The organism is Agrobacterium tumefaciens, assembly GCF_017726655.1.
Lineage (GTDB): Bacteria > Pseudomonadota > Alphaproteobacteria > Rhizobiales > Rhizobiaceae > Agrobacterium > Agrobacterium tumefaciens_B.
Map to the genome: position 1 here is coordinate 628,194 of NZ_CP072308.1, position 19,285 is coordinate 647,478.

The window sequence follows — 19,285 nt, forward strand, 5'->3', positions numbered from 1 at the left end:
TTATGAAAGGTATCCGACTTCCATAAAATGCGACTTTTCGCATGTTGCCCGTGCTGTGCCGTGTCATGGATTTCCGTCTTTTACGAGGCGGTGCTCGATATAGTTTTTCACGGACGCATCCACATTGTCCCACTGCGGCAGCAGGAGAGACGAGAAGCGATAGAAGAGGCTCAAGTCCTGCCCGACGCGAATATCGCGCTGGCAATCGCTGCCCGTAGGCTGCTGCGGCGGCTCTGGCATAAGGCAGCGCACCACATAGGCGCTTTGACCGTTTCGTTCGCCCGTCAATATGACCTCCTTACCGTAGCCGGAATCGGTGCGCAGCCGGTGAAGCAGAAGACCGTGCTTTAGCGGCACCGGCTCGCCTTCCGTCAGCCGTGAGTAAATCGGCCCGAAACGACCCGACATATCCTCCGACATGGTGCTCCGCGAAAGCTGGATGAATATCAGCCTTGGCGCCTGCGCGGGATCATCAAACAGGGATCGATTCGCTTGCTCGTACCCCCTCAGATCGGGCCAGGTCAGGAAAAGATCGACGCGGTCGCGCTCTCCGCCGAAACGCTCGGCAGGTGCGCGGAGGGTATTCTTGGCGAGCCTTAGCCGATCATTACCGATAACGATCTCTACCGCGTCGGTTTCGGTTGTATAGCCTGCCTGGCTAATCCGCGCCCCATACCATTTTATTCCGACATTCATCGCAGCAAGGGTGACCAGCAGGCTTACACCGACGAGGGCGGCACGAAACATGAAGGAAGGTGAAAACAGGCGCTTATGGTCGGTCATCGGTGATGGTCAACGGCTTCCGGTCGGTTTTCGCTTCGGCAGGGTTTACAGTGTGGAAATAGCCGTGACGGTCTTAACCTGCCGTGGCTGCCATTGAAATGGTGTTTTGCCGCTGCTACCTGATAACCATTGAACAAAGGACGGCATATGGCAGCGCGCGACAGATATTCCCGGAAGCTCGAATGTTCGAAATGTGGACATCAAGGCTTTGCCGAAGCTTCTGAATCGGACGATAAGAGCCGCCGTGACGTCGATTTTCGCATCGATGAGATGCCGATAGGTTTTCGTGTCGAACGGCCCTCCGGCGATCCGACCGATTTCATGATCCGTTGCGCGCAGTGCGGCAATATATTCCGTTTCCTGCAGAAAACCGCCTATGCGCCCGGGGGTGAGCCGCGCGTGAAGGCCTGAGCGGAAGGTATCGGCATGAGTTTACCGCAACCACCCAATGGAGCACCGCAGAGACGCAAGCCGCTTTGGCCCTGGATCCTACTGCTTGTTCTGACGCTGTGCGCCATCTATTCCTACAATCGCGCCGGCGAAATCATCGCTGAGTTGTCAGACACTTTGCCGCCTGCTTTGCTGGACTTGTTTTATGATATCCTGCGCGGTGAGGGGGGTGCCGGCCATGGCAGGCCCAGCATCGGCGTGTGATATGCAATGTACGAATGCCCAGGCTCCGGTTGCCGTCTGTTTAGTGATGCCGTGAAAGAAAAAAGCCCCGCGGATAAGCGGGGCAGGTTGATCGCTCGGGGAAAGTTGGGCAATGCCCGGGAGCGATGGCGTGATATAAGTGACATTGAGGCTGACGCGATAGGTCACTTCCATCCCAAACAGTACGCCTCGAAAGAAATTTCGGACAATTCGTATCTTTTCAGACGATGAACTCTGTCAATCTGTAAGACAACTTGACAGACTTCGATTTATTCTTCGTGCTGCCTCGAATTGCACATATTCGGCTTTAACATATCGTGACATGAGCAGACGCATGGACAAATCCGGTATCTTCTTCGTGGCACTTTTGCTGGTGCTTGTGGCAATCGTGTTAAGCCTCACCTTATTCGACACGGCGCAGCAGGTTCCGTCTATCCCGTCGGGCGACGGTTCGCTCCTGCCGCCTGCAACGACGCCTGGGCAATGATCGTCTGTGCTTCAAAAGATGAGCTGCTTCGTCTGCGTGGCGGGATTGACGGCCATTTCCAAAACGCTATAAAGCCTCACCACCGATGGATGGGTGTCCGAGTGGTTTAAGGAACCGGTCTTGAAAACCGGCGTGCGTGAGAGCGTACCGTGGGTTCGAATCCCACCCCATCTGCCATCAGCGACAATCATATTCATAACGTCTGGCCGCTTCTTCCCGCGCCGTGTGAGTTGTTTTCGTCGGTCGGTGGCAAAAAGAAACCCGCCTTTCGGCGGGTTGCGTTATTGTGCTCTGATCAGATTTCTGGACAGCCGCGTTCGTTCGCGAATGTAATCGTATCCTGGCCCCGGCGGGTGTAGCCTTCAACGACGACGCGACGCGGGGTTACTCGGACGACTTCGGGATCGCGCAGACCTGCTTCGCGGGCGGCGGCGCGGGCCTCGCGCTCGCTGCAGCCGCGCATGCGGGGTGGGCCGCGGCGGTCCATGTCTCGGTCACGGTCGCGGATGACCGGGCGAACACCGTCGGGTCCGATCCGCAGCTCCATGTCCTGAGCGCTTGCCGTGATCGGCGCGGCGAAGGATACGAGTGCGACACCGATCGCGAGACTTGCTGTCTGAATAAGCTTTATCATGTTTCCTCCCTCAGCCGACACCGGCGGAAAGCTTGTTTCTGTGCGGGGAAAGAACGTGGTTGCCTTTAATTTGTTCCGTTCTGGCTCTCTTAGGGAGACACGTTTTACGGAAGATCCGCTTTAGGAGGCGGGCAGAATGGAAAGAAATCATTAACCACGTTCATTACAATTTTATCGAATTTGCAGATGTCGTTCGCATTTTCGCCACGTTATGCACAAGATTAAGCGACTGTTAGGTGCTTCGATGGCAGGGGCAATTATCGAGGCAAGTGAGGGTGCGGTTCTCCGAGCCAATAGTAGCGTGGGGCAGACGATTTGAAATCTACGGTCAATAAACTCGGCATCAACGCCAGGTCGGGCGTGAAGTGGCTTGCAATTTCCGTGCTTTGCGCAGCCACCGCATCGTGTTCCACCACGTCGGAGACCAAGCCTAAATCCAAGCGCAGCAAGGAATATTTTTCCGAATCCGAGTATGGCGTGAAGGCCAGCCCGCGCGTTGCCGATGGCAAGAACATACCCAAGGGTGGCGGACGCGAGTTGCTGGGCAATGCCTACACCGTCAAGGGTCGCCGTTATTTCCCCAAAGAAGAGCCCGGTTACAACAAGGTCGGCCTTGCCTCCTGGTATGGCTCCGCGTTCCACGGGCGTCTGACCGCCAACGGCGAAGTTTACGACAAAGAACATCTTTCTGCCGCACATCCGACATTTCCCCTGCCGAGCTATGCGCGCATCACCAATATGGATAATGGCGCCTCTGTTCTCGTGCGCGTCAATGATCGTGGCCCGTTCCACGAAGGTCGCCTGATCGACGTATCCAGCAAGACTGCCGACCTTCTGGACATGAAGGGCACGGGGACCGCCAATGTGCGTGTTCAATATGCCGGCCGTGCCCCCCTGGACGGTCATGATATGCCGTATCTGATGGCCTCCTATATCCCGAAGGGTTCGCGTTCGCCGGGCGTCGCACCTGAAGGACAGATCGCAACGGGTGTGATGGTTGCTTCGGCCTCGCCGAACTTCGTTCCTGCACCGACCTCCAACCCCAATTACGGCGCGTCCACGCAGACGGCGCTCGTTGGGACCAAGAAAAATGCGGCGCTTCAGGCCATGCCGCTTGTTAATGGTCCCGCGCCGAGCTTCGAACAATTTGCAATTCTGCCGGAAATCGGCCCCTTCCTCGCGGAACGGCCGGAAGGCAACTTCATGCGTGCGCCGGCAGCACCGGGCGGCAATTATCTACGCGTGCCCACGCCTTCCTCCAAATATGCGGCGGCTTACTCCGAAGAATCGGCTAGTGTTACGAAGACAGCGCGTGTGTTCGACAGCGTGCTCGTCGATCGTGGCGCGCTCAACGAGCAATCGATACTCGCCCATGTAAAGCGTCAGCAGGCCAAAGCACGCTGACGGATAAAAAGAGGCTGCCTGTTGCGTTGACGGCTGGCAGCCGGTTGCTGCAGGCAGGATTGGGCGGTTTCATGCGCAAGGCCATTTATCGCTCCTATCGGTCAGCCATTGCGGCGGCCGCTTTCTCATTGCTGAACGCCGTCACCGCACAGGCACAGACTGGACCTTTTATCGCCAAGGCGGAACAGGCCTATATGATCGATGCCGAAACCGGCACCGTTCTTCTGTCGCAAAACGAAAACCAGCCTTTTGCTCCGGCGTCGCTTGCCAAGCTGATGACGGTGGAAGTGGTGATGGATGCGCTTTCCAAGGGGCAGGTCACCGCCGAGACAGTTTATCCTGTCTCGGAATATGCGTGGCGGACCGGCGGCGCGCCGTCCCGCACCTCGACAATGTTTGCGGCTCTGAAATCGTCGATCAGCATCAACGATCTTCTAACGGGGATCATCGTCCAGAACGCCAATGATGGCTGCATCATCGTCGCCGAAGGCATGGCAGGGTCGGATGCTGCTTTCGCCAAGCGGATGACGGCGCGGGCAGGCGAACTTGGCATGGGTCAAAGCACGTTTAAAAACTCGACGGGGCTGCCAGACCCCGGCAACCAGACGACGGCCAAGGATATGGTGCGTCTTGCCCAGCATCTCCATGACAGGTACCCGGAACGTTACGGGCTTTTCACCAAGCCTGATTTTGAGTGGAACCGGATTTTTCAGCGCAACAAGAATACGCTGTTGACGCCGGGGAGCGGCATTGATGGGCTTGGGCTGGGATTTGCAGAGGGGCAGGGCTTTGCAGCCGTGGTTTCGGCGGAACGCGAAGGCCGGCGTGTGTATCTGGCGCTTGCGGGCATCGCAGACGACAAGACGCGGCAGGAAGAAACCCGCCGCGTCGTCGATTGGGGCCTGACCGCGTTTGAAAAACGCCACCTCTTCAGCAAGGACGAGGTTGTCGGCTCGGTCAGCGTCTACGGTGGCGCGGCATCTTCCGTCGATCTTTCGCCGAAGGAGGACGTGAGCGTTCTCGTACCGGTCAACAACCCCGAGAGAATTTCCGGCCGCATCGTCTATCGCTGGCCCCTCAATGCGCCTCTCGATGCTGGCGCGAATGCGGGTACGCTCAGGATATTCTCGGGCGAGCGACTGCTGCGCGAGGTTCCGCTTTACACAAAGGCGGCGGTAGGCAAGGGGTCACTCACCCAGAATGCAGCGGGTGCGCTGAAGGAACTGCTGCTGTTCTGGCTCTAAAAGCCCATCGATTGGTCGGCATTTATCCCATGCTATTGTTTGGGAACCGGATTTTCTGAAAAGCGCTTCACAGATTTCGGTTCGATGCTGTAAACAGGCATTTCGAATTCAGGGAAACCCGCGCAGGACGTGACATTGGCCGAAAAGACCGGATTGTTCATCAGCTTCGAAGGCGGCGAGGGCGCTGGCAAGTCGACGCAGATTCGCACCCTTGCACAGGCGCTTCGCGGCCGTGGTTTTGAGGTCGTGGTGACCCGTGAGCCGGGCGGTTCGGCGGGGGCTGAGGCCGTACGCCACGTCATTCTCTCAGGGGCAGCGGAATCCTTCGGTGTGCGCATGGAAGCGATCCTGTTTGCCGCTGCGCGCAACGATCACGTCGAAGAGGTTATTCGGCCAGCGCTCGCGCGCGGCGAGATCGTGCTTTGCGACCGCTTTCTTGATTCCTCGCGTGTCTATCAGGGCACGACCGGCAATCTGGAGCCCGACTTCGTGGAGACGCTGCAACGCATCGCGATTGATGGCGTTTTGCCGGAACTGACGCTTATCTTCGATATTGCCGCTGAAAAGGGACTTGCGCGTGCCAGAAAGCGCGCGGACGAGGGGGCGGCCCCTGACAGATTCGAAAAAGAAGAAATCGACACCCACGAGAAGCGGCGCGAGGCCTATCTGGATATTGCGCTTGGCGAACCGCGTCGTTGCAGGATCGTGAATGCAGATCAGCCGGAAGACAAGGTGACGGAAGACGTCATGTCATTCGTTGAGCCATTGCTTTCGCGTGTCGGAAACGCTTCGGACGCGGCGCATGAGTGACGTTCCGGGCGTTCTCGACGGCGCCATCGCGCCGCAGCAGAACACGAAGCTTTTCGGCCATGAAGAAGCGGAAGCGTTTCTTGCGCAATCCTATCGTTCCGGCAAGGGCCACCACGCGATCCTGATCGAAGGGCCGGAGGGTATCGGCAAGGCGACGCTTGCCTTTCGTTTTGCCAATCATGTCTTGAGCTATCCTGATCCGACCCAGGCGCCGGATTATCTCGCCGACCCCGATCCGGAGTCGCTCGTCAGCCGCCAGATTACTGCCGGCGCCTCGCATAACCTCCTGCATCTCACGCGCCCGGTCGATGAGAAGAGCGGGCGCGTCAAATCCGCGATCACCGTGGATGAGGTGCGGCGGGCAGGGCACTTCTTTTCGCAGACATCGGGCACAGGAAACTGGCGGATCGTCATCATCGATCCGGCCGACGATCTCAACCGCAATGCCGCCAATGCCATTCTTAAAATACTGGAAGAGCCGCCGAAGCGGGCCATGTTCCTCGTGCTGTCGCACGCGCCGGGTAAACTGCTTCCAACCATCCGATCGCGCTGCATGCCTCTGAGACTGCTGCCGCTTTCCGACGAAGCCATGGTGCAATCGCTCGATCATCTCGGCATCAGTCCTGAGGGCGAAAAACGCGACGCCCTGCTTGAGGCCTCGAAGGGCAGCGTTGCGCAGGCGCTGAAGCTGATGAATTACGGCGGCTCCGACATTGTCGAGGCCTTTGCCGAGGTCATGTCGGCCGAAGGGCCAGCGGCGCGCAAGCGCATGCACAAGCTGGCAGAGGTTCTGGCGCAGAAGGACGGCGACATCGTCCTTGGTTTCTTCATGGAGCATGTGACCGAAGAGCTGATGGCCTTGGCGCGGGCATTCGCAATGGCTGGCGACATTGCCGCGGCGGAAAAAAATGCAAGGCTTTCTTCGGCGCTTGCCGAACGTATCAGCGTCGCGCAGGCCTATAATCTCGACAAGAAGCAAATGGTGCTTTCCATTCTGGAAGATATTCGGGGCGTCTGAAGGCGAGGGATCGCACGGAACGTACGATTTCCTCTTCCTTCATGCCGGCCTCGAGTCGGTATCCAGCCAAGGCGCGCCGGCGGGCGAGAGGAGCCTTTTGCGATCAAGGACTTGATCGCGCTGAACCCGGATTTCGTCCGGGGTGAAGGAGTGCGGAATCAATCCTCCGCCAAAACCCCACTTTGTCCGCAAGCCCTCGTACAAAATGTACTCTTTTTCTTTCGCTGCTGCGAACAATGGTTTATGAGCGGTCTATCCAAAAAACAGCCTGTAAAGTCGATAGACCGTCATGACAGACAAAACACCATTCTACATCACCACCGCGATCTCCTATCCCAATGGCAAGCCGCATATCGGCCACGCCTATGAGTTGATTGCGACGGACGCCATGGCGCGCTTTCAGCGCCTGGATGGAATGGATGTGTTCTTCCTGACCGGGACGGACGAGCACGGCCAGAAGATGCAGCAGACGGCACGTGCGGAAGGCATTTCGCCGGAAGAACTGGCGGAGCGAAATTCCAATCAGTTTCTCGAAATGGGCAAGCTGCTCAACGCGTCCAACGACGATTTCATCCGCACGACGGAAGAACGTCATCACGAGACCTCGCGCAATATCTGGAACCTGATGGCCGAAAGCGGCGACATCTACAAGGACAGCTATGCCGGCTGGTATTCCGTTCGTGACGAGGCGTATTACGCCGAGGACGAGACCGAAGTGCGCGCCGATGGCGTCCGTTACGGCCCGCAGGGCACGCCGGTGGAATGGGTTGAGGAGGAAAGCTACTTCTTCAAGCTCTCCGAGTACCAGGACAAGCTGCTGAAGCTCTACGAGGAGAACCCTGACTTCATCGGTCCGGCAGAACGCCGTAACGAAATCATCTCCTTCGTGAAATCCGGTCTGAAGGACCTGTCAATTTCCCGCACCACCTTCGATTGGGGCATCAAGGTTCCCAATGATCCGAAGCACGTCATGTATGTCTGGGTCGATGCGCTGACCAACTACATTACCGCAACGGGTTACCTCGAAGACAGGAACGGTCCCCGCGCCAAATACTGGCCGGCCGATCTGCATATCATCGGCAAGGACATCATCCGCTTTCACGCGGTCTATTGGCCGGCCTTCCTGATGTCGGCGAACCTGCCGCTGCCAAAGCGGGTTTTCGCCCATGGGTTCGTGCTGAATAACGGCGAGAAAATGTCGAAATCGCTCGGCAATGTCGTTGATCCATTCGACATCATCGAGACATTCGGCATCGACTATGTCCGCTATTTCCTTTGCCGCGAAATTGCGTTCGGGCAGGATGGAAACTGCAACGATGCCCTGATCACCACCCGCGTCAACGCCGACCTTGCCAATGGCATCGGCAATCTCGCCAGCCGTTCGCTGTCGATGATCGTCAAGAATTGCGATGGCAAGATCCCGACGCCCGGTCCTTTGACCGACGAAGACAAGGCGATGCTGGCGTCTGCAGACGGTCTGCTCGCCATTTGCCGTGAGGAGATGGGCAAGCAGCTCATTCACCGCGCGGTAGCCGCCATCATCGCGGTCGTTTCCGAGACCGACCGCTATTTCGCATCGCAGGAACCGTGGGCGCTGAAGAAGACGGACCCTGAGCGGATGGGCACCGTGCTTTACGTCACGGCGGAAGTGGTGCGCCAGATCGGTATTCTCTTACAGCCCATCATGCCGGGTTCCTGTGAAAAGCTTCTCGATCTCGTTGCGGCGCCCGCCGACAAGCGCGACTTCGCGGCGTTGGGCGAAGCCGGTCGTCTGGTGCCGGGCACACCACTGGAAGCTCCGAAGCCCGTCTTCCCGCGTTACGTCGCGCCGGAAGCGTGAAGGCCACCACGATGCTGATCGATACCCATTGCCATCTGGATTTTCCCGATTTCGAGGCTGAGCGCGACGACATCATCGCGCGCGCCCATGCCTCCGGCGTCAGCCAGATGGTGACGATCTCGACCCGGGTGCGTCGTCTGCCCGAACTGTTGAAGATCACGGAAAAATACCCGTCCGTCTTTTGCTCGGTGGGCACCCATCCGAACAATGCCGACGAGGAGCTGGATATCTCCGCCGATGAGCTGGTAGAGCTTGCCGAGAGCCATGAGAAGATCGTGGCGATCGGCGAGGCGGGTCTGGATTATTTCTACGACACGCAGAAGCCGGAAGACCAGAAGACCGGCCTTCTCCGCCACATAGAGGCCGCAAGAAGAACGAAGCTGCCGCTTGTCATCCACAGCCGCAGCGCCGATGACGACATGGCCGCCATCCTGCGCGCCGAAAGCGGGAAGGGTGCATTTCCTTTCATTCTACACTGCTTTTCCGCTGGTCCCGAGCTCGCAAAAACCGGTGTGGAATTGGGTGGATACGTGTCTTTTTCGGGCATTCTGACCTTCCCGAAATCGCAGGATATCCGCGATATCGCCGCCACCGTGCCGCTCGATCGCCTGCTCGTCGAAACGGACGCACCCTATCTCGCGCCGAAGCGCTGGCGCGGCAAACGCAACGAGCCGTCCTATGTGGTCAATACCGCGGAAGTTCTGGCCGAGGTACATGGCGTTTCCTTTGAAAGGATGGCCGAAATCACCACCGAAAACGCCTTCCGCTGCTTTTCCAAGATGACAAGGGTGTAGGCGTGGCAATCTACCGTCGCCGCTTCACGGTTCTCGGATGCGCCTCCTCACCCGGCGTCCCGCGCATTAACGGCGACTGGGGAGCCTGCGACCCTGACAACCCGAAGAACCGACGCACGCGTGCGGCCTTCATGGTGGAGCAGATCAGCCCGGATGGCGGCAAGACCACCGTTGTCATCGATACCGGCCCGGATTTTCGCGAGCAGATGATCGCCGCGAAGGTGGAGGCTATCGATGCCGTTCTCTACACTCATGCTCATGCCGACCATCTGCATGGCATTGACGATCTGCGCATCTATTTCGCGCTCCAGAAAAGCCGCGTCCCGATCTATGCCGATCCTGTTACCATGGCGCGCATCCGCGATGGTTTTGCCTATTGTCTCGAGACGCCGGCGGGCAGCAATTATCCGCCGATTGCGCGACCCCATCTGATCGCCGATATCAACGAGCCAGTCGTAATTGATGGAGCCGGAGGGCCAATCGCCTTCCAGGTACATATGCAGCAGCATGGCGACGTCCATTCCCTGGGTTTCCGCATTGGTGATGTGGCCTATTGCACCGATATCAGCGATTTTCCGGCCGAGAGCCTGCCGAAACTCGCCGGGCTTGAGGTGCTCATCATCGACGCCCTGCAATATCGCTATCACCCCAGCCATCTTTCACTCGAACAGGCGCTTGGCTGGATCGAAAAACTGGCACCTACAAGGGCGATCTTGACCCACATGCATATTCCGCTCGATTATGAGACGGTGATGCATGAAACGCCTGATCATGTTGAACCGGCTTATGATCAGATGCGTTTCGAAATTGAGATCGATTTAGAAGCCGCCTGACGCCGCCTGAAAAGGAACAGCATGTCGACCAAGCCTTTCCGTGCACCGAGTATGGCGAGCTTCTTCGACAATCTGCGCGCCAGCCGCCTGCGCGCCATGTTCCGGCGCGGCGAACTTGGCCTTGTCGCGCTTGCCGTGCTCATCGGCATCGCAGCCGGCCTTTTGGTAGCCTTGATCGGTGCTTTGAGCACGGCATTGCACGTGCTGGTCTTTGGCGTCGAACGTCTGAGCAGCAGCGATCTCTCTGGTCAGATCGTGCTGCTGGGGCCGATCATGGGCGGTGTCCTGCTTGGCCTGATCATCTTCATCCTCTCCATAACGCGCAAAAAGCCGATGGTCGACCCCATCGAGGCAAATGCGCTGCATGGTGGGCGCCTGTCGCTCACGGACAGCATCATCGTCTGCGTTCAGAACATCGTTTCCAACGGTTTTGGCGCCTCCGTCGGGCTTGAGGCGGGTTACACACAGATCGCCAGCGGCGTCGCATCGAAGATCGGCATCAAGCTGAAACTGAGGCGAGGGGACATGCGCATCCTCGTCGGCTGCGGCGCCGCAGGCGCCATCGCAGCGGCGTTCAACGCACCTCTGACTGGCGCATTTTACGCCATCGAACTCATCATCGGTACCTACACTGTCGTGACGCTAGCACCGCTGATCGTTTCAGCGCTGGTGGCGACAACGGTTATCGGCCTGATTGGCGGCCATGGCCTCTCCATCGATATCGTCGACGCCAGCCGCGTGACGCCTGCCGATTATGTGCCGGCTATTTTCCTTGGGGTTGTGTGCGCGGCCATCGGTATCGTGCTCATGCAGGCGGTATCCTTCATTGAGGAGACGGCCCGCAAAAGTGCTATTCCTAGCTGGCTGCGTCCGACGCTCGGCGGCATCGTTGTCGGTGGGCTGGCGTTGATTTCACCGCAGGTTCTCTCGAGCGGCCATGGGGCCTTGCATCTCAACATGGATGCCGACTTGACGATCTACGGGCTTGCGGGCTTGTTCCTGCTGAAGGCTGCAGCCAGCGCGATCTCGATAGGCTCGAACTTCCGCGGTGGTCTGTTCTTTGCGTCTCTCTTCATGGGCTCGCTGCTCGGCAAGATTTTCGCCCTCTGCGCACCCTATATCGGCTATGGCTCGACAGCGCCCATCGTTTACGCCGTAATCGGTATGAGCGCCTTTGCCGCCGCCATCATCGGCGGTCCGCTGACAATGACATTTCTCGCGCTGGAACTGACGGGCGACTTCCAGATCACCGCGCTGGTTCTTGCGGCCGTCATCACCACGTCGCTTGTGGTGCGCACGACCTTCGGTTACTCCTTCGCCACCTGGCGCTTTCACCTGCGCGGCGAAAGCATTCGCAGCGCTCATGACATTGGCTGGATCCGTGACCTGACGGTCGGCAAGATGATGCGCGCCGATATCCGCAAGGCCAATGTCAGCATGGGACTGCCAGCCTTCAAGGAAAAATTTCCGCTCGGTTCGACCCAGCGCGTGATCATGACCCATGACGACGGACGATACGCCGGTATCGTGCTCGTGCCAGAAATCTACGCCGATCCAATGGACCGGGATCCGAGCAAGATCAGCATGGAAACCTATTTGCACTACAAGAACGACGTGCTGCTACCAACCATGAACGCCCGCCAGGCAGCCGCAGCCTTCGATGCCGCGGAAAGCGAAGCGCTCGTGGTGGTCAACGACAAAATCGAAAACCGACCCGTCGGCCTGTTGACGGAGAGCCATACGCTGCGGCGCTATAGCGAAGAGCTCGACCAGAGACGCCGGGAAGCCTCAGGCGAGCTGTGACACAAGATTAGGAAGCTGCTTTATCGCTCTGAATTTTCAAGATCAATTGAGAGCTTTATATGGCATATGGACGGATGGTTTCGTCGATTGTTGATGATGTGAAGACTGTGTCCGAGGTGGTGAGTAAAGAGACCCGCACTGCGCCATCCATCTGCATAAGTTCCATAATCTATCTTATGCGATTAGCGTTTGTGGCCGCAAAGTTAAAGTGTCCTGTTTCTGCGAAGTTGGAATGTCACACTCCCCGGGTCAGATTGACCTCAGGGAGATTGCAGATGGGACTGATTACGATGAGCGAGCGCGATTTGCAGCGAATTGAGGTTTTGTCGAAAGTCGTTGATGGCCACATGACCGTTGTCGCAGCGGCACATGTACTGGCAATCTGCGCCCGGCATGTTCAGAGACTGATTTGTCGTAAAGAGGCTACCGGCGCTGCTCGATCAGACACAAGGCAATTAGTCGCCCGTCAAACAATTTAATCGCCACCGGCGTCCGCGATTACGTTTGGTTGCTGGTGCGCAAACGCCGCTTCCTTGATTTCGGGCCAACGCTTGCGGCCTAGAAGCTTCAGGAAGAGCATGGCGTCGCAATCTCGCGGATGCGGATGAATGAAGCGAGCTTCTGGCCGAGAGCGGCGGCCAACAGGAAGAGTTTGTTTATTGCGAAAACCACAATACATTAGTCATATTTATTGCAATTCACGGCACAGTCAAACTCGTTCAGTCTTGGGTTCTGGATATTTCTCGATAGAGCCAACGATGACGAACGAAGCAAACACACCACGCGTTGAATCTGCAAACCACGGCGTTGCCTGGGAAAAAGCATTTGGCTACGCACAAGCGGTCAAGGTCAAGGATACGATCTATATTTCCGGTCAGCTCAGCCACGATAGTCAAGGGAGTTTGGTCGCACCTGCCAAAGTCGATGCCACTGGAAAGCCGGTTTCGTTCGAGGCGATGGCAGCTCAGATTCGCCAAACTTATGAGAACGCACGTACCATTTTGCAGCAGTTTGGCGCGACCTTGGATGATGTTGTTGAAGAGACGCTCTACGTGCTGGACGTCGACGCAGCATTCGGCCCTGCAGCGGAAATCCGAAAGAGCGTTTACGGTTCCGATCTCCCTCAGCTGGCTAGCAACATTATTGGTGTTACGCGCCTCGCCTTTCCCCAACAGCTCGTTGAGATCACATTCCGGGCGGTCGTGGACCGTTAAATGGCTGCGATGATCCTCAGATAGAAAAGCATGGTGTGCAAAAAATCGCGCAGGTCTATGCCTCATGCGACAGGCTGGTTACTTCCTCGATGGTCTCTCTTTGCGTGACGACCGAGGAAGCTAAAGCCAGGTGAGCTTATCACCCGCCCCTCCCCGCCCTTGCAACCCGGCGCAGCCGGTCCGGTCGGGGCGGGTCGTCGATGCCAGGGTAGCCGGGTTGGTCAACCCGGCTGTTTCACAGCGGAGGCTTAAGCAGACGTTACCGGGTGACCAACGAAAAGGCTGGCCATTTGACGCAAAAACTCTAAGCTCCTGCGCCAGACATGGATTTCGAAAACCCCCGTTTTTTTTCGGAACAAGCATCAGGGAGAAAGCATCAGATGAGCTTGCGTATCAACGATATAGCACCCGACTTCACGGCCGAGACCACACATGGTCCGGTGAGCTTTCACGACTGGATCGGTGACGGCTGGGCGGTGCTGTTTTCGCATCCGAAGAATTTCACGCCTGTTTGCACGACGGAACTTGGCGCGATGGGCGGACTGCAGCCGGAATTTGAGAAGCGTGGCGTCAAGATCATTGGCATCTCGGTTGATCCGGTCGAGAGCCATGAGAAATGGAAAAACGATATCCGCACGGCAACAGGCTTCAATGTCGACTATCCGCTGATCGGCGACAAGGATCTGAAGGTCGCAAAGCTCTATGATATGTTGCCGGCGGGCGCTGGCGACAGTTCCGAAGGCCGAACGCCGGCGGATAACGCCACCGTGCGCTCCGTCTTCGTCGTGGGTCCCGACAAGAAGATCAAGCTGATCCTCACCTACCCAATGACCACAGGGCGGAACTTCGAGGAAATTCTTCGCGCGATCGATTCCATCCAGCTGACGTCCAAACACCAGGTGGCGACGCCAGCGAACTGGAAACAGGGTGAGGATGTCATCATCACCGCCGCTGTTTCCAACGAGGATGCAATTGCCCGGTTCGGGTCCTACGACACCGTTCTTCCCTATCTGCGCAAGACCAAGCAGCCCGGCTGATCTCATAATCGGATGGGGCATGGCAGTACCATCGCTCCATCCGCTTTTCTCTCATGGCTTTATGATCCCGCCGTGATAGTCAAGGCGGTATGTCTCGACATGTCCGCGGTAAATCCGTTCGAGGCCGGTAAAGGAGTTGAAGTCTCCAGTATTGGTGTCGACATAGGTCAGGTCGTCGACCGGATGGGTGAAGCCGCCGAGAAACCGGCCCTCCCGATAGAGCATGGAAAGCGAGCGCTGTATGACCTCGCCGGCCGTGGTTCCGTCGATCATGTCGGGCCGGAGAATTCGACCATAATAACTCATTGCCCACACCGGCACGCCCAGATGCCAGACGACCTCTTGGCCGATGAAGTCGGTTCCTCCGAAATAACTGTCGATATAGTGCCAGTCGCCTTCGCGGTAGCTGAGATCGTGCGACCCCGGACGCGTTGGCGCTGCGGATTGATCGCCGCCACCGACATAGGTATTGGACTTGGCCTGCACGATGAACTCTTCCAGCATTTGATCAACCTGCCCGAATGGAACGTAACGTGAACATAGCCACCTTTTGCTCTCGCGACAAGGATTTTTCACGCGACGCCTCATCGCTATTTCGGCTTTGATGGGCTTGGTAATCGTGGCGTTTAGCCTTAGAAGCGTGGCGGGAAATAGCCATCAAGAGTGTCCATGTCACAAAAGCCGCAAATCTATGTCGATGCCGATGCCTGCCCCGTGAAGCCGGAAGTTCTCAAGGTGGCGGAACGGCATGGCCTGGAGGTGACCTTCGTTGCCAATTCCGGTCTGCGCCCATCGCGCGACCCGATGGTAAAAAATGTGATCGTGTCGGCTGGTTTCGACGCCGCGGATAATTGGATCGCCGACCATGCCGGTGAGAACGATATCGTCATAACCGCCGATGTGCCGCTCGCGGGCCGCTGTGTTGCAAAGGGCGCGCTGGTGACCGGGCCGACGGGGCGCGTGTTCGATCCATCGAATATTGGCATGGCGACGGCGATGCGTGACCTCGGTGCGCATTTGCGCGAAACCGGCGAAAGCAAAGGCTATAACGCCGCTTTTTCGCCGCGCGACCGTTCGGCTTTTCTGGAGACGCTTGACCGTTTCTGCCGCCGTGTCAAAAAGTGAGGGTGCCAACAGAAAGGTGCCGCCCATGACCTCGGCCAGTCCGAAAAGCAACAGCTATCGCCGCCATCAACCCTTCGTCATCGCTTTCCTTGCTGGCGTCATTGGCCTCGGCGGCGCGCTGGCTTTCGCTCCGTCCGAGGCAATCGAGTTTGCGGCGGTGCTGTTTTTCCTGACCTATCTCACCTTGATTGCCTTTCGGCTGTCGAGCCTCACGGCGCAGCATTTGAAGGCCCACGCCGATAGCGACGATCTGCCAGCGGTTGCCATCATCGCCGTCACGCTGCTGGCCGTTGCTGTTGCGGTTGTCTCGCTGTTCCAGGCGCTGAATCACAAAGGCGAAACCGTCTGGACGCTGCTCATCGCTTTCGCTTCGGTGATCTTTGGGTGGATGACGATCCATACCATGACCGCCCTGCACTACGCCCATCTCTACTGGCGGCCAGCTACGGTGGATGGGAAAAAGCAGCCTCGCGGCGGCATGGATTTTCCGGCGACGAAGGAGCCGTGCGGATATGATTTTCTTTATTTCGCCGTCGTGATCGGCATGACGGCGCAGACGTCGGATGTGGGCGTGACGACGACCGCCATGCGCAAGGTCACGTTGCTCCACTCGGTCGTTTCTTTCTTTTTCAATACGGTTCTGGTAGCGGCGGCTGTGAATGCCGCCGTCTCGCTTGCGGGCTGAACCAATTTTCTTTTCAAGAGGACTGTCTTCATGAACATTATCTCGCAAAATACGGCCTTTGGCGGCATGCAGGGCGTATTTTCCCACCAGTCGGAGACCCTGAAATGTGAGATGACCTTTGCGGTTTATGTGCCGCCGAAGGCGATCCATGAGCCCTGCCCCGTTGTCTGGTATCTCTCAGGCCTTACCTGCACCCACGCCAACGTCATGGAAAAAGGTGAATATCGCCGCATGGCGTCGGAACTCGGACTGATCATCGTCTGCCCGGATACAAGCCCGCGTGGTAATGACGTGCCGGACGAACTGACCAACTGGCAAATGGGCAAGGGCGCTGGTTTTTATCTCGACGCCACGCAGGAGCCGTGGTCCGAGCATTACCAGATGTACAGCTATGTCACGGAAGAACTGCCGGCCTTGATCGGCCAGCATTTCCGGGCCGACATGAGCCGGCAGAGCATTTTCGGCCATTCGATGGGTGGCCATGGCGCGATGACCATCGCACTGAAGAACCCGGAGCGCTTCAAGAGTTGCTCCGCTTTTGCGCCGATCGTGGCACCCTCCTCCGCTGACTGGTCAGAGCCGGCGCTGGAAAAATATCTTGGCGCCGACAGGGCCGCCTGGCGGCAGTATGATGCCTGCGCGTTGGTCGAAGACGGCGCGCGCTTTCCCGCGTTTTTGATCGATCAGGGAAAGGCCGATAGTTTCCTTGAAAATGGCTTGCGGCCCTGGTTGTTTGAAGAGGCAATCAAGGGCACGGATATTGGCCTGACCCTGCGCATGCACGAGCGTTACGACCATTCCTATTATTTTATCTCCACCTTCATGGATGATCATCTGAAGTGGCACGCGGAGCGGCTTGGCTAAGCATATGGATCGTAACGGCGGTACTGCGCATGAGCCGCCGTTACAGCCCTGCCCGCATCACGGTATGCGGGCAATAACCTTGATCTCAAAGTCAAAGCCTGCGAGCCAGTTGACGCCGATCGCGGTCCAGTTCGGGTAAGGTTTCTGGCTGAAGATTTCGTTCTTCACGGTCATGATCGTTCCGAACTGGTTTTCGGGATCGGTGTGAAACGTCGTCACATCCACGATGTCGTCAAAATCGCAACCGCCGGCATTGAGCGTGGCCTTCAGGTTCTCGAAAGCCAGGCGAACCTGCTGTTCGAAATCAGGCTCAGCCGTTCCATCAGCGCGGCTGCCGACCTGGCCCGAAACGAATAAAAGGTCGCCCGAGCGGATGGCTGCCGAATAGCCATGCTCCTCATATAGCGCGTGTCTGCTTGCCGGAAAAACTGCGTCGCGTTTACCCATTTCCATCTCACTTTCCGCTTCGTGACGTCTCGATGTTTGAAACCATCAAGGTCAATTTTACATACGTTACGTATGTGAGATAGGAACATACATCGCGTATGTCAAATAACAGACCGAAAGTATCTGAGCGTGCACCTGAGACTGACTGGTGTCAGGGGAAGAGCGCTGTTGCAAGCGTCGTCGGTCCCGGCCGATTTAGCCGGAATTCGCGGATCACGCGCTCGGCTACGCCGTAAGCGAGCTCCTGCTCTATAGCGCTGTCATCGAGACTGACGACGGTCGCCGTGAACCGCGCTTCCGCGATCACCTCCCCTGTCGCAACCGCGGCGGCGCGAACGATGACCTTGGCTGACGCCCTTTCTCCGAAGAAAAAAGGAGCGCGCGTTACAGACGCAAGGCGGATGGTCAGAACGACGCGCGGGCGAATTTCTCCCCGTGCCGTGGTCTTGATCGCATTTTGCACCTGTGCATGGATGGATTGCATCAGCGCCGGTGCGACATCTGGTCGTGCGGCGACAAAGGCGCCCCGCACATCGTAAAGGAGCCGGTCGCCATTGGTTGCTTCCGGTTCCAGCCTGAAAGACATGAGCGTGAAACACGCCAGCAAAACTATGCCAAAGCGCTTCAGCGTGGTGATCATCTTCAGCGGCTCCCCTCGTACACCGGCTCGAAAATCAGAACGAATTTCGACGGAAACGATGCACAAACTCACGCGTCCAGAGTGCCCTTTCGGCCCCTTCGTCGGGTGAGCGGGACTTTGGTGTGAGATAACCGCATGATCGTTGATCAGGGTTAGAAAAGCGTTAAGCGGCGCCCTTCAGGGACTCCAGGACGTTGCATGCCGCGCGCATGTCAACGAGCCTGACAGCGCGGCGCTCCAGTGCTTCCTCGTCCTCGCCCCATTGTTCTGAGGTCCAGTCTTCATCGAGATGCGCAAGCGCCCACGCCTCTTCCAGCGAGACTTGGCCCTCGGCCACAGCCAGCGCCAGAATGGCGGAGCCGGTCAGCGACGTCATGGTGTGAAGAGCCGCGAGCGCAATCGGTGTGTCGTATTTTTTCAGCGTCACGGCAAAAGCTGAAATAGCCTCGCGCGGCTGGTCCTGATGCATGACGCCTTCGACGAGAATGAACCGCGCACCGAGCACATTGGCGGCCCAGTCTAGCACCGGATCCCAATGATCCGTCTGCCGCTGGACAAGCGCTTCCGGGTCGGCGGCGCGGTAGCAGAGGAGATCGGAGGAGGAGAACCTCAGAATATCTTCGAAAACCGCCTGCGTGTCATTGGCAACACCGTCGATGGCCGTGTTGACATGTCGTGAGACGGGCATGACCACAGGATTGACGACGTCTTTCTGAGCGTCCCACTCGTCGCGCAGCAGTTGCGCAAGCGCGCGCGTCGGCATGGTGAGGGCTTTTTTGGCAGGGGTGCGCAGCGGCTTTCCATCGAGGAGAATGGTGAAGCCGCCCTCCTCTGCCTCTCCAACCGTCACGTCCTTGTAGAACCGTTTCGGCAGGGGCTTCTGCATCTGAATTTGCGCACGCAGGATCGGGTCGGGATGGCTCAAGCCCTCCGTAAGGTCGTTCAGGAGATCACGCATGGCACGTCCTC

General features: G+C 57.7%; 22 protein-coding genes, 1 tRNA gene and 1 pseudogene. 18 read left to right on the forward strand and 6 right to left on the reverse strand.

The window, feature by feature from the left end; genetic code table 11:
- Positions 1–63 precede the first annotated feature (63 nt).
- A complete protein-coding gene (locus AT6N2_RS03190) occupies positions 64–783 on the reverse strand; it encodes a hypothetical protein (protein WP_209088413.1) in 720 nt (239 codons plus the stop codon).
- Positions 784–930: 147 nt separating this feature from the next.
- Here AT6N2_RS03190 and AT6N2_RS24100 point away from each other — a divergent pair, with 147 nt between their 5' ends.
- From AT6N2_RS24100 to AT6N2_RS03205, 4 genes are all read left to right on the forward strand, one after another.
- Complete coding sequence (locus AT6N2_RS24100; protein WP_144574240.1) at positions 931–1,194, forward strand: hypothetical protein; 264 nt, start codon at positions 931–933, stop codon at positions 1,192–1,194.
- A gap of 15 nt (positions 1,195–1,209) precedes the next feature.
- On the forward strand, positions 1,210–1,437 hold the full coding sequence (locus AT6N2_RS03195) for a hypothetical protein (RefSeq protein ID WP_144574242.1): 228 nt from the start codon (positions 1,210–1,212) through the stop codon (positions 1,435–1,437).
- Between the two features lie 334 nt (positions 1,438–1,771).
- Positions 1,772–1,924 carry a hypothetical protein gene (locus AT6N2_RS03200; protein WP_209088416.1) on the forward strand — a complete coding sequence of 51 codons (153 nt, stop codon included), beginning with the start codon at positions 1,772–1,774 and terminating at the stop codon, positions 1,922–1,924.
- A gap of 87 nt (positions 1,925–2,011) precedes the next feature.
- Positions 2,012–2,101, forward strand: a tRNA-Ser gene (locus AT6N2_RS03205).
- A gap of 118 nt (positions 2,102–2,219) precedes the next feature.
- On the opposite strand, the gene AT6N2_RS03210 is transcribed toward AT6N2_RS03205, so the two are convergent.
- The gene (locus AT6N2_RS03210; RefSeq protein WP_063948985.1) at positions 2,220–2,558 is read right to left on the reverse strand and encodes a hypothetical protein; all 339 of its coding nucleotides are present in this window, start codon (positions 2,556–2,558) and stop codon (positions 2,220–2,222) included.
- A 315-nt stretch (positions 2,559–2,873) separates the two neighbouring features.
- Between AT6N2_RS03210 and AT6N2_RS03215 the strand changes: the two genes are divergently transcribed.
- The 11 genes and pseudogenes from AT6N2_RS03215 (at position 2,874) to AT6N2_RS03265 (ending at position 14,555) form a co-directional block, all read left to right on the forward strand.
- Complete coding sequence (locus AT6N2_RS03215) at positions 2,874–3,962, forward strand: septal ring lytic transglycosylase RlpA family protein (RefSeq protein WP_209088419.1); 1,089 nt, start codon at positions 2,874–2,876, stop codon at positions 3,960–3,962.
- Between the two features lie 71 nt (positions 3,963–4,033).
- Entirely contained in the window at positions 4,034–5,206 is a 1,173-nt protein-coding gene (locus AT6N2_RS03220; protein ID WP_209088422.1) for a D-alanyl-D-alanine carboxypeptidase family protein, read from the forward strand.
- 135 nt (positions 5,207–5,341) lie between these two features.
- Entirely contained in the window at positions 5,342–6,016 is a 675-nt protein-coding gene (gene tmk / locus AT6N2_RS03225) for a dTMP kinase (protein ID WP_209088425.1), read from the forward strand.
- Positions 6,009–7,034 carry a DNA polymerase III subunit delta' gene (locus tag AT6N2_RS03230; RefSeq protein ID WP_209088428.1) on the forward strand — a complete coding sequence of 342 codons (1,026 nt, stop codon included), beginning with the start codon at positions 6,009–6,011 and terminating at the stop codon, positions 7,032–7,034. Before tmk ends, AT6N2_RS03230 begins: the two co-directional genes overlap by 8 nt.
- Before the next feature lie 289 nt (positions 7,035–7,323).
- Complete coding sequence (metG, locus tag AT6N2_RS03235) at positions 7,324–8,874, forward strand: methionine--tRNA ligase (RefSeq protein ID WP_209088431.1); 1,551 nt, start codon at positions 7,324–7,326, stop codon at positions 8,872–8,874.
- Positions 8,875–8,885: 11 nt separating this feature from the next.
- Positions 8,886–9,668 (forward strand): TatD family hydrolase, encoded by a 783-nt coding sequence (locus AT6N2_RS03240; protein WP_209088434.1) that lies wholly within the window; start codon positions 8,886–8,888, stop codon positions 9,666–9,668.
- Between the two features lie 2 nt (positions 9,669–9,670).
- Positions 9,671–10,501: an MBL fold metallo-hydrolase gene (locus AT6N2_RS03245; RefSeq protein WP_209088437.1), complete on the forward strand. Its 831-nt coding sequence runs from the start codon at positions 9,671–9,673 to the stop codon at positions 10,499–10,501.
- Positions 10,502–10,522: 21 nt separating this feature from the next.
- Complete coding sequence (locus AT6N2_RS03250; RefSeq protein ID WP_425292732.1) at positions 10,523–12,304, forward strand: chloride channel protein; 1,782 nt, start codon at positions 10,523–10,525, stop codon at positions 12,302–12,304.
- Between the two features lie 275 nt (positions 12,305–12,579).
- A pseudogene (locus AT6N2_RS03255) lies at positions 12,580–12,950 on the forward strand (helix-turn-helix domain-containing protein); the annotation flags it as partial.
- Between the two features lie 112 nt (positions 12,951–13,062).
- Positions 13,063–13,518 carry a Rid family hydrolase gene (locus AT6N2_RS03260; protein WP_063948991.1) on the forward strand — a complete coding sequence of 152 codons (456 nt, stop codon included), beginning with the start codon at positions 13,063–13,065 and terminating at the stop codon, positions 13,516–13,518.
- Positions 13,519–13,898: 380 nt separating this feature from the next.
- Complete coding sequence (locus AT6N2_RS03265) at positions 13,899–14,555, forward strand: peroxiredoxin (RefSeq protein WP_063948992.1); 657 nt, start codon at positions 13,899–13,901, stop codon at positions 14,553–14,555.
- A gap of 51 nt (positions 14,556–14,606) precedes the next feature.
- Here AT6N2_RS03265 and AT6N2_RS03270 read toward each other — a convergent pair whose 3' ends face one another.
- The gene (locus AT6N2_RS03270; protein ID WP_063948993.1) at positions 14,607–15,059 is read right to left on the reverse strand and encodes a DUF5680 domain-containing protein; all 453 of its coding nucleotides are present in this window, start codon (positions 15,057–15,059) and stop codon (positions 14,607–14,609) included.
- Positions 15,060–15,224: 165 nt separating this feature from the next.
- Between AT6N2_RS03270 and AT6N2_RS03275 the strand changes: the two genes are divergently transcribed.
- From AT6N2_RS03275 to fghA, 3 genes are read left to right on the forward strand one after another with little or no spacing between them, the layout of a single operon-like run.
- On the forward strand, positions 15,225–15,680 hold the full coding sequence (locus AT6N2_RS03275; protein ID WP_063948994.1) for a YaiI/YqxD family protein: 456 nt from the start codon (positions 15,225–15,227) through the stop codon (positions 15,678–15,680).
- 25 nt (positions 15,681–15,705) lie between these two features.
- Positions 15,706–16,365, forward strand: coding sequence for a DUF1345 domain-containing protein (locus AT6N2_RS03280; protein WP_063948995.1), 660 nt, complete (start codon positions 15,706–15,708; stop codon positions 16,363–16,365).
- A 30-nt stretch (positions 16,366–16,395) separates the two neighbouring features.
- Complete coding sequence (gene fghA, locus AT6N2_RS03285) at positions 16,396–17,229, forward strand: S-formylglutathione hydrolase (RefSeq protein WP_063948996.1); 834 nt, start codon at positions 16,396–16,398, stop codon at positions 17,227–17,229.
- Positions 17,230–17,286: 57 nt separating this feature from the next.
- On the opposite strand, the gene AT6N2_RS03290 is transcribed toward fghA, so the two are convergent.
- From AT6N2_RS03290 to AT6N2_RS03300, 3 genes are all read right to left on the reverse strand, one after another.
- On the reverse strand, positions 17,287–17,676 hold the full coding sequence (locus AT6N2_RS03290) for a RidA family protein (RefSeq protein ID WP_063949134.1): 390 nt from the start codon (positions 17,674–17,676) through the stop codon (positions 17,287–17,289).
- 151 nt (positions 17,677–17,827) lie between these two features.
- A complete protein-coding gene (locus tag AT6N2_RS03295; RefSeq protein ID WP_063948997.1) occupies positions 17,828–18,316 on the reverse strand; it encodes a hypothetical protein in 489 nt (162 codons plus the stop codon).
- Positions 18,317–18,479: 163 nt separating this feature from the next.
- Positions 18,480–19,274, reverse strand: coding sequence for an ATP12 family chaperone protein (locus AT6N2_RS03300; protein WP_063948998.1), 795 nt, complete (start codon positions 19,272–19,274; stop codon positions 18,480–18,482).
- Positions 19,275–19,285: the final 11 nt, after the last annotated feature.

Excerpts from the sequence above, each read along its gene's own strand:
- AT6N2_RS03290 (WP_063949134.1), bottom strand. The coding sequence starts at position 17,676 with ATGGGTAAACGCGACGCAGTTTTTCCGGCAAGCAGACACGCGCTATAT.
- AT6N2_RS03210 (WP_063948985.1), bottom strand. The coding sequence starts at position 2,558 with ATGATAAAGCTTATTCAGACAGCAAGTCTCGCGATCGGTGTCGCACTC.
- AT6N2_RS24100 (WP_144574240.1), top strand. The coding sequence starts at position 931 with ATGGCAGCGCGCGACAGATATTCCCGGAAGCTCGAATGTTCGAAATGT.
- AT6N2_RS03200 (WP_209088416.1), top strand. The coding sequence starts at position 1,772 with ATGGACAAATCCGGTATCTTCTTCGTGGCACTTTTGCTGGTGCTTGTG.
- AT6N2_RS03300 (WP_063948998.1), bottom strand. The coding sequence starts at position 19,274 with ATGCGTGATCTCCTGAACGACCTTACGGAGGGCTTGAGCCATCCCGAC.
- AT6N2_RS03295 (WP_063948997.1), bottom strand. The coding sequence starts at position 18,316 with ATGATCACCACGCTGAAGCGCTTTGGCATAGTTTTGCTGGCGTGTTTC.
- AT6N2_RS03195 (WP_144574242.1), top strand. The coding sequence starts at position 1,210 with ATGAGTTTACCGCAACCACCCAATGGAGCACCGCAGAGACGCAAGCCG.
- AT6N2_RS03270 (WP_063948993.1), bottom strand. The coding sequence starts at position 15,059 with ATGCTGGAAGAGTTCATCGTGCAGGCCAAGTCCAATACCTATGTCGGT.
- AT6N2_RS03220 (WP_209088422.1), top strand. The coding sequence starts at position 4,034 with ATGCGCAAGGCCATTTATCGCTCCTATCGGTCAGCCATTGCGGCGGCC.
- AT6N2_RS03275 (WP_063948994.1), top strand. The coding sequence starts at position 15,225 with ATGTCACAAAAGCCGCAAATCTATGTCGATGCCGATGCCTGCCCCGTG.
- AT6N2_RS03230 (WP_209088428.1), top strand. The coding sequence starts at position 6,009 with ATGAGTGACGTTCCGGGCGTTCTCGACGGCGCCATCGCGCCGCAGCAG.
- metG (WP_209088431.1), top strand. The coding sequence starts at position 7,324 with ATGACAGACAAAACACCATTCTACATCACCACCGCGATCTCCTATCCC.
- AT6N2_RS03250 (WP_425292732.1), top strand. The coding sequence starts at position 10,523 with ATGTCGACCAAGCCTTTCCGTGCACCGAGTATGGCGAGCTTCTTCGAC.
- AT6N2_RS03280 (WP_063948995.1), top strand. The coding sequence starts at position 15,706 with ATGACCTCGGCCAGTCCGAAAAGCAACAGCTATCGCCGCCATCAACCC.
- AT6N2_RS03265 (WP_063948992.1), top strand. The coding sequence starts at position 13,899 with ATGAGCTTGCGTATCAACGATATAGCACCCGACTTCACGGCCGAGACC.
- AT6N2_RS03240 (WP_209088434.1), top strand. The coding sequence starts at position 8,886 with ATGCTGATCGATACCCATTGCCATCTGGATTTTCCCGATTTCGAGGCT.
- AT6N2_RS03260 (WP_063948991.1), top strand. The coding sequence starts at position 13,063 with ATGACGAACGAAGCAAACACACCACGCGTTGAATCTGCAAACCACGGC.
- AT6N2_RS03190 (WP_209088413.1), bottom strand. The coding sequence starts at position 783 with ATGACCGACCATAAGCGCCTGTTTTCACCTTCCTTCATGTTTCGTGCC.
- fghA (WP_063948996.1), top strand. The coding sequence starts at position 16,396 with ATGAACATTATCTCGCAAAATACGGCCTTTGGCGGCATGCAGGGCGTA.